Source organism: Brevibacterium sp. 'Marine', assembly GCF_012844365.1.
Classification (GTDB): Bacteria; Actinomycetota; Actinomycetes; order Actinomycetales; family Brevibacteriaceae; genus Brevibacterium.
In genome coordinates this window covers 1613907-1628370 of record NZ_CP051626.1, presented here as the reverse complement: position 1 = coordinate 1628370, position 14464 = coordinate 1613907, and the positions used below count along the sequence as shown (strand labels likewise).

At 65.2% G+C, this 14464-nt stretch carries 11 protein-coding genes; 4 read left to right on the top strand and 7 right to left on the bottom strand.

Annotated features, from left to right (window positions below; all coding sequences use genetic code 11):
* Window positions 1-99 precede the first annotated feature (99 nt).
* Window positions 100-4980 (bottom strand): NAD-glutamate dehydrogenase, encoded by a 4881-nt coding sequence (locus HF684_RS07170; protein WP_248279162.1) that lies wholly within the window; start codon window positions 4978-4980, stop codon window positions 100-102.
* 141 nt (window positions 4981-5121) lie between these two features.
* On the opposite strand from HF684_RS07170, the gene HF684_RS07165 reads away from it, so the two are divergent.
* Window positions 5122-5586, top strand: a complete 465-nt coding sequence (locus HF684_RS07165) for a DUF2505 domain-containing protein (protein ID WP_169251935.1) — start codon at window positions 5122-5124, stop codon at window positions 5584-5586.
* 48 nt (window positions 5587-5634) lie between these two features.
* Here HF684_RS07165 and HF684_RS07160 read toward each other — a convergent pair whose 3' ends face one another.
* Genes HF684_RS07160 through HF684_RS07150 form a run of 3 tightly spaced genes read right to left on the bottom strand, consistent with a single transcriptional unit; the run spans window position 5635 to window position 8061 of the window.
* Complete coding sequence (locus tag HF684_RS07160; protein ID WP_169251934.1) at window positions 5635-6126, bottom strand: hypothetical protein; 492 nt, start codon at window positions 6124-6126, stop codon at window positions 5635-5637.
* A gap of 10 nt (window positions 6127-6136) precedes the next feature.
* A complete protein-coding gene (locus tag HF684_RS07155; protein ID WP_211168087.1) occupies window positions 6137-7414 on the bottom strand; it encodes a DNA-binding response regulator in 1278 nt (425 codons plus the stop codon).
* A complete protein-coding gene (locus HF684_RS07150; protein ID WP_169251933.1) occupies window positions 7414-8061 on the bottom strand; it encodes an SAF domain-containing protein in 648 nt (215 codons plus the stop codon). Before HF684_RS07150 ends, HF684_RS07155 begins: the two co-directional genes overlap by 1 nt.
* 159 nt (window positions 8062-8220) lie before the next feature.
* On the opposite strand from HF684_RS07150, the gene HF684_RS07145 reads away from it, so the two are divergent.
* Window positions 8221-8442, top strand: a complete 222-nt coding sequence (locus HF684_RS07145; RefSeq protein WP_169251932.1) for a helix-turn-helix domain-containing protein — start codon at window positions 8221-8223, stop codon at window positions 8440-8442.
* A 37-nt stretch (window positions 8443-8479) separates the two neighbouring features.
* On the opposite strand, the gene HF684_RS07140 is transcribed toward HF684_RS07145, so the two are convergent.
* On the bottom strand, window positions 8480-8995 hold the full coding sequence (locus HF684_RS07140; protein WP_169251931.1) for a hypothetical protein: 516 nt from the start codon (window positions 8993-8995) through the stop codon (window positions 8480-8482).
* A 149-nt stretch (window positions 8996-9144) separates the two neighbouring features.
* Here HF684_RS07140 and HF684_RS07135 point away from each other — a divergent pair, with 149 nt between their 5' ends.
* Both HF684_RS07135 and HF684_RS07130 read left to right on the top strand, forming a co-directional pair.
* Window positions 9145-9972 carry a LysM domain-containing protein gene (locus HF684_RS07135; RefSeq protein ID WP_169251930.1) on the top strand — a complete coding sequence of 276 codons (828 nt, stop codon included), beginning with the start codon at window positions 9145-9147 and terminating at the stop codon, window positions 9970-9972.
* Complete coding sequence (locus tag HF684_RS07130; RefSeq protein ID WP_169251929.1) at window positions 9969-10439, top strand: Rv3235 family protein; 471 nt, start codon at window positions 9969-9971, stop codon at window positions 10437-10439. The genes HF684_RS07135 and HF684_RS07130 overlap by 4 nt, the downstream gene beginning before the upstream one ends.
* Before the next feature lie 18 nt (window positions 10440-10457).
* Here HF684_RS07130 and secA read toward each other — a convergent pair whose 3' ends face one another.
* Entirely contained in the window at window positions 10458-13148 is a 2691-nt protein-coding gene (gene secA, locus HF684_RS07125) for a preprotein translocase subunit SecA (protein ID WP_169251928.1), read from the bottom strand.
* A gap of 54 nt (window positions 13149-13202) precedes the next feature.
* On the bottom strand, window positions 13203-14444 hold the full coding sequence (locus tag HF684_RS07120) for a crosslink repair DNA glycosylase YcaQ family protein (protein WP_248279161.1): 1242 nt from the start codon (window positions 14442-14444) through the stop codon (window positions 13203-13205).
* Between the last annotated feature and the right edge of the window lie 20 nt (window positions 14445-14464).

The window sequence follows — 14464 nt, the reverse complement described above, 5'->3', positions numbered from 1 at the left end:
GGTCCGCGTTCTCACGCGCCGAGGCCGTGCCGTCCGGACGCTCACGACCGACACGGCGGCCGCGGCCGACCGTGGGGTCGGCCGCGCCCGAGATCAGCGTCAGCCGTTGTGTTCGCTCTCCCAGGCCGAGGAGCGGACCATCGACCGCAGGGAGCGCAGCAGCACCGACAGCGGTGCCTGAGTGACCGTGTCGAGTCCGAGGATCGTCTCCGTCGTCTCCAGCACCCGACCGACGACCGTCTCGTTGCGTTCGAGCCATTCCGCCAGCCGCTGCTTCGCTCGCTCGTCCGGGGTTCCCGAGATCGGCGAATCCGTGGCGGCCAAGACCGTTCCGGTCACCGACAGGATCGCGGCGTAGTAGTCGTCGCGCATCGATCCGCGGGCCAGAGCCGACCACCGATCGCTGCGGTCGAGTTCGCCGATGAGGGTCAGTACCTGCGAACCGGAGAAGCGTTCGTTCACGGCGTAGTAGACCTCGGCGACATCCTCGGCGGATTCGTTCGCCCGGGCGGCCAGCTGGGTGATGTCGAGCAGCACGAACTCGTCGAGGAGGGCAGCCGAGCGCCAGGCGAGTTCGCTCGGCACACCTTCGTCGATGTAGCTCTGGGCCTTCGCGCGCATGGTCTCGGCGTCGTAGCCGTCGACGAGGTCCGGAACCCTGGAACGCAGAGCCTCGACGACCTTGCCGTACATCTCGATGCCGGAATCGACGTCGAGGCTGTCAGGTGCCTGCTGCACGAGCCAGCGCGACGACCGATCGAGGAGTCGCACATAGTCGTGCTGGAGCTTCACCTGCACCTCGGTGGGCACCTGATTGTCGAGCGCGCACACCGCGTCGAAGAAGTCGTCGAGGCCGAAGATCTCGGAGACCACGACGAACACGCGTGCGATCTGCGGCACCGAAGCCGGGGTCTCTTCCAGCATCCGGTAGATGTAGGTCAGTCCGCCGCGGTCGACGAGCCGGTTGACGAGCTTCGCCGTCGCGATCTCACGGTGCAGCGGGTGTTCGGGGATGAGCTCACCGTACTTCTCCTGCAGGGCCTCCGGGAAGTAGGACACGAGTTCGCGACGCATCCACGTCTCGTCCGGCACGGTGCTCGCAAGGACCTCGTCGGCGGCGTGCATCTTCACATAGGCCAAGAGCACGGCGAGTTCGGGTGACACGTAGGAGCTGAACTCGCGTTTGGCCAGTTCCTCGGCGTTCGGCAGGAATTCGACCGCACGATCGAGGTCGGCGTTCTTCTCCAGGTAGTTCAGCAGCCGACCGTACGTTCCCGACATCGATTCGGTCTGGGCCCGAGCCTCACCGAGGACGACGTTCTGCGAGTAGTTGTTCGCCAACACGCGGTCGGCGACCTGGTCGGTGAACGAGTGCAGCACCTGTTCCCGCTCCTCGGCGGCGAAGGCCCCCTTGTGCACGAGCGTGCGCAGGAGCAGCTTGATGTTGACCTCATGGTCGGAGCTGTCGACGCCGGCAGAGTTGTCGACGGCATCGGTGTTGACCTCGACGCCGCTCAGCGCAGCCTCGACACGCCCCAACTGGGTCACACCGAGGTTGCCGCCCTCGCCGATCACGCGTGCCCGCACATCGGCGCCGTCGATCCGGATCGCGTCATTGGACTTGTCGCCGACATCGGCATGGCTCTCGGTCGAGGCCTTGATATAGGTGCCGATTCCGCCGTTGTAGACGAGGTCGACGGATGCCCTCAGGATCTCGGACATCAGATCGGCCGGGCTGCGCTTTCCGGGTTCGACTCCGAGCACCGAGGCGGCCTCACGGCTGAGGTCGATCGACTTCGCCGAGCGGGAGAAGACTCCGCCGCCTGCGGAGATGAGCTCCCGGTCGTAGTCCTGCCAACTCGAGCGCGGCAGGTCGAACAGACGCTGGCGCTCGACGAAGCTGCGTGCGGCGTCGGGGTGCGGATCGAGGAAGATGTCCCGGTGGTCGAAGGCCGCGACCAGACAGATGTGATCGCTGCGCAGCATTCCGTTGCCGAAGACGTCGCCGCTCATATCTCCGATGCCCACGACCGTGAAGTCCTCGGCGGCGGTGTTGAGGCCGAGTTCGCGGAAGTGGCGTTCGACGGACTTCCACGCACCCCGGGAGGTGATGGCCATCGCCTTGTGGTCGTAGCCGACCGATCCTCCCGAGGCGAAGGCGTCGCCGAGCCAGAATCCGCGGCGTTCGGCGATCGCGTTGGCCACATCGGAGAACCGTGCCGTGCCCTTGTCCGCGGCGACGACGAGGTAGTAGTCGTCGCCGTCGTGGCGGACGACGCGCTCGGGATGGACGACGACGCTGGAGTCATCGGTGCCGTAGGTGAGGTTGTCCGAGACCTCGAGCATGCTTTCGATGAACACCTCGTAGGCGGCCTGACCGGCGGCCATCCAGGCGTCCCGATCGCTCATCGGCGGCAGCTGTTTGGGGAAGAACCCGCCCTTGGCGCCGGTGGGCACGATGAGGGCGTTCTTGACCATCTGCGCCTTGACGAGGCCGAGCACCTCGGTGCGGAAGTCGTCGCGACGATCCGACCAGCGCAGGCCGCCGCGCGCAACGGTGCCGAAGCGCAGGTGCACGCCTTCGACCTGCGGGGAGTACACCCACATCTCGAGCGCCGGCTTCGGCTTCGGTACGAAGCTGAGTTCGTCGGGCCGGATCTTGAGCACCAGTGCCGTCGGCAGGGCACCGGATTCGTCGATGTAGTAGTTCGTGCGCAGCGTCGCCCGCAGCAGCTCGAGTGAGGAGCGCAGCACTCGGTCGGCGTCGAGACTGGCGACCTCGCTGAGCGAGGACTCGATGGAGTCGTCGAGCTCGGTCATCGCCGTTTCGCGTCCGGCATCGTCGACGTCCGGATCGAACTTGGCGGAGAAGTAGTCGACGAGCAGCTTCGAGATCTGCGGATTGTCGCTGTAGACCTCGCCGACGTAGGCGTCGGAATAGGTGAAGCCTGCCTGGCGCAGGTATTTGCCCAGGGCGCGGATGATCGTCACATGCTGCCAGGAGAGTCCGGCGACGACGAGGCGGTCGAAGACTCCCGCTTCCTTCTTGCCGTCCCAGCCGGCCATGAAGGCCTCTGCGATGCGGTCGTAGTCGTCATCGGCCAACTCCTCGGAGAAGCTGAGTCCGAAGTCGTAGATGTACCGATGCGTTCCGTCGGCGAGGTCGAGTTCGTGGGGACGTTCGTCGACGACGTCCGCGCCGAACGCCGTGAGGAAGGGCAGGACCTCGGACAGGCTGACCCGGTCACGGCGGTAGAGGACGAGGCGGACGGAGGCGTCGGTGTTCTGGTCGGGACGGTAGAGTCGCACCGCCGGTCCCTGCCCGGCCTCGAGGGCTTCGAACCGGCCGACGTCGGCGACCGCCTCGGCGGGGGTGTGGTGTTCGCCGTAGCTGGGAGGGAACGACTTCGACCACAGGTCGGCTCGGGCGTGTGAGGCCCCGGTGTCGCCGGATTCGGCGGGAACGAGGAACGCGTGGACGTCTTCTGACCAGGAGCGCACGGCTCCGACGATGCGGGATTCGACCTCATCAGCTCCGATCTGCGGCAGCTGGGAGTCCCTGGCGACGCGGGCCACGAAGTGGATGCGCGCCAGGGCCGATTCGCTCAGCAGCACGTCGAAGTCGACGCTGTCGGCGTTGTAGAACTTGCGCAGCACTTCCTGCACGCGCACACGAGCATCGGTGTTGTAGAGGTCGCGCGGAAGATAGAGGATGACCGAGACGAAGCGCTGGTACGGGTCGGTGCGGACGAACACACGCGATTCCCGGCGCTCCTGCATGTCGACGATCTCCATGACGACGTCATAGATCTCCTCGGTGTCCTCATGCAGCAGATCCTCGCGGGGGTAGTTCTCGAGGACTCCGAGGAGCTCGTTGGCCGAATGGGATCCGGTGGGGAATCCGCTGGCCGAGAGGATCTTCGCGACCTTCCGATCGATGACCGGGATGTTGAGGACGCTGTCGTTGTAGAACTCGGGTTTGAACACGCCGACGAAGCGGCGTTCGCCGACGATCTCACCATCGGCGTCGAAGGTCTTCACGCCGATGTAGTCCATGAAGGAGGACCGGATGACCCGGGAACGCGAGTTCGCCTTCGTCAGCACCAGCACATGCGGTTCCAGGGCCTTGTCGGCGACGGCCCGGCTGAGCGGTGACTTCACGAGCGGGCGCAGGGCCGAGATGCCCATCGACGTGTCCTCGATCGGTTCGAGGCTGCTGTGCTCAGCGTCGTGGATGTAGTCGTATTCGCGGTAGCCGAGGAAGGTGAAGTGACCATCGAGCCAGGTGAGCAGGGCGGCGGCGGATTCGGCCTCGGAGGCCAGTTCCGGGCGCGGCGCGTGTGCGCTCAGCTCGGCGGCGATGTCCTTGGCCTTCGCGGCCATCGCCTGGGCGTCACGGGCTGCCGCAGCCACATAGTCGAGGACTCCGCGCAGGCTCTTTTCGAGTGCGTCGAAGTCGTCGTCTGAGATGCGGTCGATCTCGAGGCGGATCCAGGACTGCTGCTGTGGGGCACCGTCCGTGCTGTCGGCAGCGGCCTCGGAGACCGTCGGAATGCTCGCCGTGTCCGCGCTGAGCGCGGGAGCCTCTGCCGGCGAGAGGATCTTCTCGCCGGGGCCGGTTCCGGTGACCGTGATGATCGGGTGATGGACGCGGCGGATCGCTCTGCCGTTGGCGGCGAGGTCGCTGACGATCGAGGACACGAGATGGGGCATATCGGCGAGCACGATGGCGATGACCGTGTGGTTGTCGCGGAATTCCGGCGAGTCGACACTCGGATTGTAGATGGCGATCGCCGGCGACCGACCGTCGTATTCGGTGCCGAGCGCGAAATGACGGGCAGCCGCAGCCGCATACGCCTCGGGGTCGTCGGCCCCTGTTTCGAACCGCGGATAGTACGCTTCGAGGAAGTTCTCGGGAGCCGACTGTCCCCTCTGCTTCCTCCACTCTTCTGCAACGTCCGAAATTGAGACCTGAGTCACTGTTTCACCTCTATGATCAACGAGCATTCGTCATGCGATTCGACCTCGAATCGTCATTCCCCACACTATGCCCAAATATCGAGAAAGGCACGCCGAGCCGCATACGGTGGTGTACCGTTCATTCGCTGGCAAACTGGACCTATGCGATCTCTGACTCTCAATCATGAATACTCGGTTGATCTGTCGACTTTCCTGGCCAAACTCGCCGATCCCGGCGTGTGGGAGAAGCTCGGTTCCGAGGCCGGTGCCGAATTCATGGACCCCGACACCGAAATGACCGTGCGGACCCCGATGCCCAAGACCGAGCTGCCCGCGGCACTGGCCTCGAGGCTTCCGGAGAACACCGTGCTGGTCGAGGTGTACATGATTCCCGGGGATGTCCTCGGCGATGAGGCCGAGATCCGCATGACCGCACGCGCCGCAGGCGTTCCCGTCGAGATCGATGCCGTCCTCGAGCTGCGCGAGGCCGAGTCAGTGACGAAGCTGGCCGCTCATGCAGAGATCAGCTCGTCGATCCCGATGTTCGGGGCGATGATCGAACAGGCTGTGGTCCCGATCCTGCAGAAGCGACTGAGCGACCGCCTGCGCCGCTTCGAATCCGTCTGAGCCTTCAATTCCGCCTGAGGCGTCGATTTCGTTCGGGGTGCGACCGACTCAGTTCGCGTCGGCGAGCAGCTGCGGCAGCTCAGATGCGTCATACCACAGCAGATCCGAGGCGCCGAGGCAGTCCTCGGCCGCGCTGACGCCCGTGACCTGTCCCAGTCGGACCGCTTCGTCCCAGACGAGGTCTTCGTCGAGATGGAAGCTGGCTGCCCGGGTCATATCGACCTCGGCGACGGTGATGAGATCGAAGCCGTCGGTCAGCGGTTCGGCCGGGCTCGACTCGGGGGCGTCATAGGCCACGACGACACGCCGCGGCGGGACCGCCTCGGCGGTTGATTCGGTACCCGCCGCGTCGGTATCGGCAGGATCGAATGCCGCGTTCGCGGCCAGGGCGGCGGCGATGCACATGGCATCGAATTCGGCGGTTTCGAACTCTTCGCCGCGCAGGCCGCGCCCCTGAGCATCGGGGGCGACGGCGCGGACATCGGCCAGCGTCGAACGCAGCGCGGTCAGGGTGGTCGGAATATAGCAGCGAATGGCCATGCCCCTCATCCTAGTCCCGCGGTCCGGTCCCCTGGCTCACCCGCTTATTCTGTGTGCGTCCGCGACGACCGGTGCCGCGACGTTCACGGCCTCCTGGCGATCTGCGGGAGCGGCGCCGACCCGGCAGGAGCTCGTCGATCATCGCGGCGATGTCACCGACGAGGACGGACCTGGGATTCTGCTCGTGCAGGGTATGGCCGGCGAGCATCGCCGCCTCGGCGGTGGAGCGGTCGTCGGAGAGCAGGAAGTCCGGGGTGATGCGGACGAAGCGGTCGAGGACTTCCCTGATCCGCGTCTCGGCAGGATGGCCGACCGCGCCCGATCGCACCTTCGTGATCACCAGCCGCATCTTCTCCCGCACCGACTCGGCCCGCGGAGTGCCGAGGAGTTTGACCAGCCGTTGCAGACCGATCGGCTCTCCCGCGGCGAGGACGAGCACGATATCGGCGGCCTCGAGCGCGGCGCGGGTGGCGCAGTGACGGTCATAGAAGGGATCAGCAAGGTCATCATCGGGATCGATCCGATCGCTGACGTCGACGATGACCACCTCGTAGGCCTTGGCCAAGCGCTGCAGCACCGTCTCCAGAACGGAGGCTCGGATCTCCGGCCACCGCTCGGGCCGCGTGAGCCCCGTGACGACGTGGAAGTTCTCGCGGATCACCGCATGCGGCACCGAATGGCGGTGAAGACGTCCCGACGGGTCGGTCTGCGACCGGCAGAGGCTGGCCAGGTGCGAGGATTCCTCCGTCAGCCCGAGTGTGGACGCGACCATCCCAGAGACCGTATCGGCGTCGACGACGACGCTGCGCATGCCCTGACGGGACGCCTGATCGGCGAGATTGACGGCCGTGAGGGTGCGCCCGGGCGACGACCCCGTCCCCCAGACCGCGATGATCAACCCAGCTGCACCGACGCCGCCCGGAGGCGTCGGCGGCCGCGGCGGCACCACGGTGGCGGCGCGGATGTCCTCGATGGCGGCGGCCATCGTGGGTGCATCCGCATCCGTTGCGACGACCGAGCTGATGCCGACGGCCTCGAGTGCGTGCTCGTCATCGCCGAACCCGAGCACCTTCGCCCCCGACGCCGTGATCGCGGCGATCACCTCGGCGTCGAGTCCGGGAAAGTAGCGGCCGATGATGACGACGTCGGCGCCCCCTGTGCGACAGTGGGCAAGCAGCTCCACCTCGTCGGCGGGTCGGGCGACGATCGTGACATCGTCGATCTCGCTGAGCAGCTCGAAGAGGATGAGGTCGTATTCGAAGTCGACGGCGAGCAGAATCTGTGTCATCACTGCTCGCCGTCGTCTGCCGGAACGGACGGAGCACCGACGACCGAGAGCACGCTGCGTCCGTCGAGGGCGGCGAGTACGCCGGGCAGATCGACCGAGCCGACGAACACTTCGATACGGGCGCCGTCACCGGCCCCGAAGCTGCCGACGTCTCGACTGATATGAGCGACCGGAGCGGAATCGACGATCTGCTCCGGCGGTGTTCCGCCGTCGTCGAGCCCGTTCTGCTCCGGCTGCGCCCAGACGTCGACGAGGCTGCCCGAGTCGACGACGCTCGGCACGGAACCGGCGATGTCGATCGCCACGACTCGACCGTCGAGCTCGGACAGAGGCGCTATCGCCGAGGCGGCCAGCAGCTCTCCTGCCGCGACGACGCTGCGTACGCTCGTGTTCGGCGGCAGTTCGGCATCGGCGGCAAGGTATTTCTTGCCGAGATCGGCGAGGTTGACCTCCGCGACGGTGAGGTCGGCCGGTCTCAGGACCTCACCGGGAACGAGTGCGTGTGCGCTCGCCCAGACTCGCGTGGTCGAATTCGCCGAGGTGACGAGCAGATAGGTGCCGACGACCGCGAGGACGACGAGCATCGCTCCGACCAAGAGCCGAGCATCGGTCCAGCGGGGGCGTCGGATTCGTTTCGAGAGCTCCATTGCATCTCCAGATTCGCAGAAGTTTCACTGACAGAAACTGTTTCTCAGTGATAATATTGAGCATCAAATGATGCCAAAGCAAGGTTTTTGGCAAAATGCACCAACAAGCAGATGGACATCTGGTGGCAGATGGACATTTGGAACGGGAGAATTCACCTCATGGCCGTCGAAAGTCGCTTCCTGCCGCTGACCGATGTCGCCGAGCTGCTCAATGTCTCGATCGCTCAGGCTCGGGCCCTGGTCCGCTCCGGCGATCTCCGCGCCATTAAGGTCGGCGGGCGCGGGCAGTGGCGGGTCGAGAAGTCCGAGATCGAAGCCTATATCCAGCGCATGTACGAACGCACCGAGTACCAGATCAAGACCGGATCCATCGACGACTGACCTTCGCGCTTCGACTCTGCTCTTCATTGCGCCCGAATCATCCGAAAGGGTTCGTCCGGGCGTGGATGGCGCTGATCGCCGCAAAGGGAATGATCCGGCCGGCGATTTCGACATAGTCCGCGGCAACGAGGGCGCATCGTCCGCGAATCGCGCCCGAGCGGTCGGCGACGTCGATCGATACCTCTTCATGGGCCGCTGACCAGCGCCGCAGCGCCGATCCCATCCCCAATCGCTCCAACCCACCGACTTCGAACCGATGCACTTTCGTGGGCAGCCTGAGTCCGCGAACAGCCCTGAGCGCAATCGCGGAGACCTCGACCCCGGCGAGGACGACGATGTCCCGGCCGAGGAAGCACACTGTCCCGGTGATGTCACGATCGGACATCGTCACCTGCACCGTCGATCCCAATGATCCGCGCAGCCGCTCGAGCAGAGTCCTCTCGGCAGCCTGCCCGGCGACCTCATCACCGAATTCGCCCCTTCTGGCATGCGCCTGCGCCGCCGAGTCGGCGGCTTCGATATCCGCCAGGAGTGCATCGATGCGATCGTCCATAGTCGCCAAGCTTGCCCCAGCTGTAGTCCACTTTCAAGACTTGATTCGACGACACACCGAACTACAGTCATGTAGTTATAGACGATCCATTGACATCAAATTACATCTAACGGCACCATTAGATTCAATATCCAATGGAGGATGTCTAGATGTATCTCTTGATTGCATGTGCGGGTTCATGGCTGATTCTGCTCGGTTCCTTCTTCACCGCGTGGACACAATTGCCACCGCCGCGCACGACCGGCGACATCATCGTCATCGTCATCATCGGTTCTGGAGTGCTCCTGTTCTCGCGGATCGGCATCGTCTCGCTGCTGGCACTGCTGCTGCGGGTTCTCCCATCGGGCCGCATCCGGGCCGCACTGGCAGGAGCGGTCGTCACGGCGATGCCCCGGATACTCGCCTCGAGTGTCCTTGCCGTCGTCTCCGCCGGTTTGGCCGTCCACTCGGTTCACGCGGCACCGGTCGGAGACTCCGCGCCCGGACCCACATCGTCGCCGGACGCGGCCTCCGCTCCGGCCGATCCCGGATGGCCGACGGTCGGCGATGATGCACGGTCGCCGACCCCCGCCGACAATGTGGAGGGGTCCGACGTCGAGGAGCCGCCAGAGGAATCCGAGGCAGCCGATCGCCTACTTCCACCCGACCCCGGCTGGCCCGCCGAGCCGCCGGACGAGCGAGCATCGGATACGTCCGACGAAGCCGACGATGAATCACATCAGGCAGACGCACCCGACCACAGCGGGAATCCCAGCGAACCGGGTGAGAACGACGATTCCCCTGTTCCTGCGGATTCGGCAGCCGCCGCACATACTGTGACCCGAGGCGAGAGCCTGTGGTCGATCGCTGCGGAACTGACCGACACGCCGGCAGAGGTCCCCCAACTCGTCGCTGACATCTATACCGCCAACGAGGACACCATCGGACCCGATCCGAGCCTCATCATTGCAGGTCAGAGATTGGAGATCCGGACATGACCGCCCCGCTCACCCTCACCCGACCTCAGGCTTCGGCACCGCCTCGGCGACAGGTCTCACCGCGCTCCACGGCGCAGCCGCCTCGCCGGGTCAGCCGGCAGTCCCGAGGGCCGGACGATGCAGACGACCGGGCGAGGATCGCGGCCACGGCCACCTCGTTGGCGGTTGCCTGCCTCGAGGTCCTCTCCGGGGTCAGACGCAGCGAGACGATCGCCCGCTGGGTCGAACCGGAGCTGCTGGCGAAGATCGATCACCGTTGTCAGCTGCGCGCCGAGGTGGCGCCGCACCGGGCGACCGCGCCCGGCGCTCGTACGGTGAGGCCGGGGACAGCGCACGTCTGCCAGGTCAGCCCCGAGATTGCCGAGGTCACGGTCATCGTCGCCGCCGCAAATCGCGTCCGGGCGGTGGCAGTCCGCTTGGAACTGCTCACCACCCGGTGGACGCTGACTGCCCTGGAGACGATGTGAGCCGCTGAGGGCTCGGTCTCAGCTCTTGGCCTTCTTCTTCGCGCGGCGTTCGGCGCGGTTCGCCGGAGCCGGTTCGTCGTCGTCCTCGGTTTCGGAGATCGCGGCCGAACCGGTCTCGGACGGGGCCGACAGCTGCATCTTCGGAGTCGTGTGACGCAGCTCCTCGGCGTCGACCTCGACCTCGGCTTCGGCATCGTCGGAACCGGCCGATGACGTCACCTGAACCTGCAGCGTGTTGGTGAGGCGAACGACGTCCTCCTTGATCCCGTCCTGCATGGTGGTGAACATCTCGAAGCCCTCGCGCTGGTATTCCACCAGGGGGTCGCGCTGTGCCATCGCCCGCAGTCCGATGCCGTTCTTGAGGTAGTCCATCTCGTAGAGGTGCTCCCGCCACCGCTTGTCGATGACAGAGAGCACCACGCGGCGTTCGAGTTCGCGGGTGGCATCCTCGCCGAGTTCCTCTTCGCGCTGCGAATAGAACAGGGCGATGTCGGACTGGATCTCCTGGTTGAGACGGTTCTTCGTGAGGTTGCCGAGTCCGCCGAGTTCCTCGGCGAGGTCATCGGATGAGATCGACGGTGAGTAGATCTTTCCGAGGGCGTCGAAGAGCTCGTCGATCTGCCAGTCTTCGACCGGTCCCGTCGTCGCCTGGGCGACGTAGGCGTCGATGACCTCTTCGCGGAAGTTCGCGACCTGCTCCTCGAGGTCGGCCCCATCGAGGACCCGGCGGCGCTCGTCGTAGATCACGGTGCGCTGACGGTTGAGCACATCGTCGTATTTGAGCACGTTCTTGCGCTGTTCGGCGTTGCGCTGCTCGATCTGCGACTGAGCCGAGAGGATGGCACGCGAGACCATCTTCGATTCCAGCGGCACATCGTCGGGCACGTTCGCCGTCGCCATGATCCGTTCTGCGGCTCCCGAACCGAACAGGCGCATGAGATCATCGGTCAGCGACAGGTAGAACCGGGATTCACCGGGGTCTCCCTGACGGCCGGAACGTCCGCGCAGCTGGTTGTCGATGCGACGGGACTCGTGGCGTTCGGTGCCGAGCACGTAGAGTCCGCCGAGTTCGACGACCTCTTCGGCCTCTTCCTTCACCTTGTCCTCGGCGGCCTTGAGCACCTCCGGCCATTCGGACTCGTACTGCTCCTCGTTCTCGGCCGGGTCCAGACCGCGGCGTTCCATCTCTGCAACCGCGAGGAACTCGGCGTTTCCGCCGAGCATGATGTCGGTGCCGCGGCCGGCCATGTTCGTGGCCACCGTGACCGCGCTCTTGCGTCCGGCCATCGCCACGATCGAGGCCTCACGGGCGTGGTTCTTCGCGTTGAGGACCTCATGCTTGACGCCGCGTTTGGCCAGATGCTTCGACAGGTATTCGCTCTTCTCGACGCTCGTCGTGCCGACGAGGACGGGCTGACCGGTCTCGTGGCGTTCGACGATGTCGTCGACGACGGCGGCGAACTTCGCGACCTCGTTCTTGTAGACGAAGTCGGACTGGTCGACGCGCTGCATCGGTTTGTTCGTCGGGATCGGGACGACGCCGAGCTTGTAGGTGGACATGAATTCCGCGGCCTCGGTCTCGGCCGTACCGGTCATTCCGGAGAGCTTCTCGTAGAGACGGAAGAAGTTCTGCAGGGTGATCGTGGCCAAGGTCTGGTTCTCGGCCTGGACCTTCACTCCCTCCTTCGCCTCGATGGCCTGGTGCAGGCCCTCGTTGTAGCGGCGGCCCTTGAGCACACGACCGGTGTGTTCGTCGACGATGAGGACTTCGCCGTCGAGGACGACATAGTCCTTGTCCTTCTTGAACAGCTCCTTGGCACGGATGGAGTTGTTGAGGAAGCTGATGAGCGGGGTGTTCTCCGCGTCGTAGAGGTTCCCGATGCCCAGATAGTCCTCGACACGTTCGATACCGGGTTCGAGGACGCCGACGGTGCGCTTCTTCTCATCGACTTCGTAGTCGCGGTCGGTCTTCAGGCGCTTGACGACCTTGGCGAATTCGCCGTACCAGCGGTTCGCATCGCCTTCGGCGGGACCGGAGATGATGAGCGGGGTTCGGGCCTCGTCGATGAGGATCGAATCGACCTCATCGACGATGGCGAAGGCATGTCCGCGCTGGACCAGTTCTCCGGCCGACCACGCCATATTGTCGCGCAGGTAGTCGAAGCCGAATTCGTTGTTCGTGCCGTATGTGATGTCCGCGGCGTACTGTTTGCGGCGCAGATCCGACGGCATGTTCGCCTGGATGCAGCCGGTCTCCATGCCGAGGAAGCGGAACACGCGTCCCATCAGCTCGGACTGGTAGGTGGCCAGATAGTCGTTGACCGTGATGATGTGGACCGGATCGCCGGTGAGTGCGTTGAGGTAGGCCGGGGCCGTAGCGACGAGGGTCTTGCCCTCACCGGTCTTCATCTCGGCGATGTTGCCCAGGTGCAGGGCGGCGCCGCCCATGAGCTGAACGTCGAAGTGTCGCATGCCCAAGGTCCGGCCCGAGGCTTCGCGCACGGTGGCGAATGCTTCGGGCAGCAGAGAGTCGAGGCTCTCGCCGTCCTTGTAGCGTTCCTTGAACCGGCCGGTTTCCTCACGCAGTTCGGTGTCGGTCATCTCGCTGAACTCATCAGACAGCTGGTTGATGGCATCCGTGTATCGGCGGAGCTTCTTCAGAGTTCTGCCTTCACCTGTGCGCAGAAGCTTCTCGAGGAAATTAGCCACTTTTCTCCTAATCGGCATGTCTGCCGGACAACGACTCGAACGACTGTATAGCCCCTAGCTTAATGGCAGGTGAGTACCTTCGAGGTCCACGGCGGTCAGGCCCAGCCATGTGGCCATCGTCGTGAGCTCGTCAGCGAGCTCCGCGGTGTGCTCCTCCCCCGGCTCCCATGTCACCTGGTGAGCACGCAGTATTCCCGCGGCGCCATCCCGGTGCAGGTCGACTCGCCCGACGAGCCGATCGCCGAGGAGGAACGGAGTGACGTAGTAGCCGTGGACCCGTTTGGCCGCTGGTGTGTAGATCTCGATGCGGTAGTGGAAGTCGAAGAGCCATTCGATGCGCGGCCGGTAGAAGACCAAGGGGTCGAACGGTGCCAGCAGGGCGCGGGCGTTCACGGTGCGCGGGGTCCGAGCCTCGTGCCATTTCAGGGCCGGGACGCCTTCGACGTCGACTTCGCGCAGCTCACCTGAGTCGATGAGCTCACTGATGGCGGCGTCGGTCGGTGCGCGCCGCTGCCGAAAGTAGTCGGCGATGTCCTCGGGGCGGGAGATCCCCAGAGCACGTGCCGCGATGCGGGTGAGTTCGACGACATTGTTCTCTGCCCCGGAGATTCCGCGTGGAAGCTGCGCATTCGGGTCCAGTCCCAGCGAAGGTTCATCCGGGGGCCCATAGGTCAGAGGCAGCTGCGGCAGCTCGGGAGAGACGTCGCGGGCCAGGGCATAGATGCGTTCGAAGTGGTCATTGCGTCCGGCGGCGCTGATGATGCCTCCGGCGAACAGCGCTTCGAGGGCGACTTTCACCTGGCTGGGATTCCAACCCCAATGGCCGCGGTGGATCTCCGGCAGATCATGGTCGACCACCTCGGCGACTTCCCGGGCCGTCATCGGCCGGGCGGACAGGGCGGTGAGGACGCCGACTTGGAGGTTCCGGAATTCTTCGCCGGTCTCCGGGTGGCGCTGTCCGAAGTCGTTGCGCCACCATTCGCTGTGCGCGCGGGCGAAATGCTTCCACGTCTGCGGGGGCACGAAGGCCGCGGCATGGGCCCAGTACTCGACGCCCATGCGCGGCGAAGTGTAGAAGAGCCGGTCCAGGGTCTCCCGCGGGTAGGGACCCAGGCGGGAGTAGTACGGCAGATAGTGGGATCGGACGACTCGGGCGACGGAGTCGATCTGAGTCAGCCCCATGGTGGCGAAGACATTCTTGAGGTGTCGGGCGGTGACCTTGGCCGGTCGCGGCCGGTCCAGTCCTGTCGCCGCGATCGCCGTCCTGCGGGCCGCGGCCCGTGTCATCCTCTGCATACCCCCACGCTATACCCCAA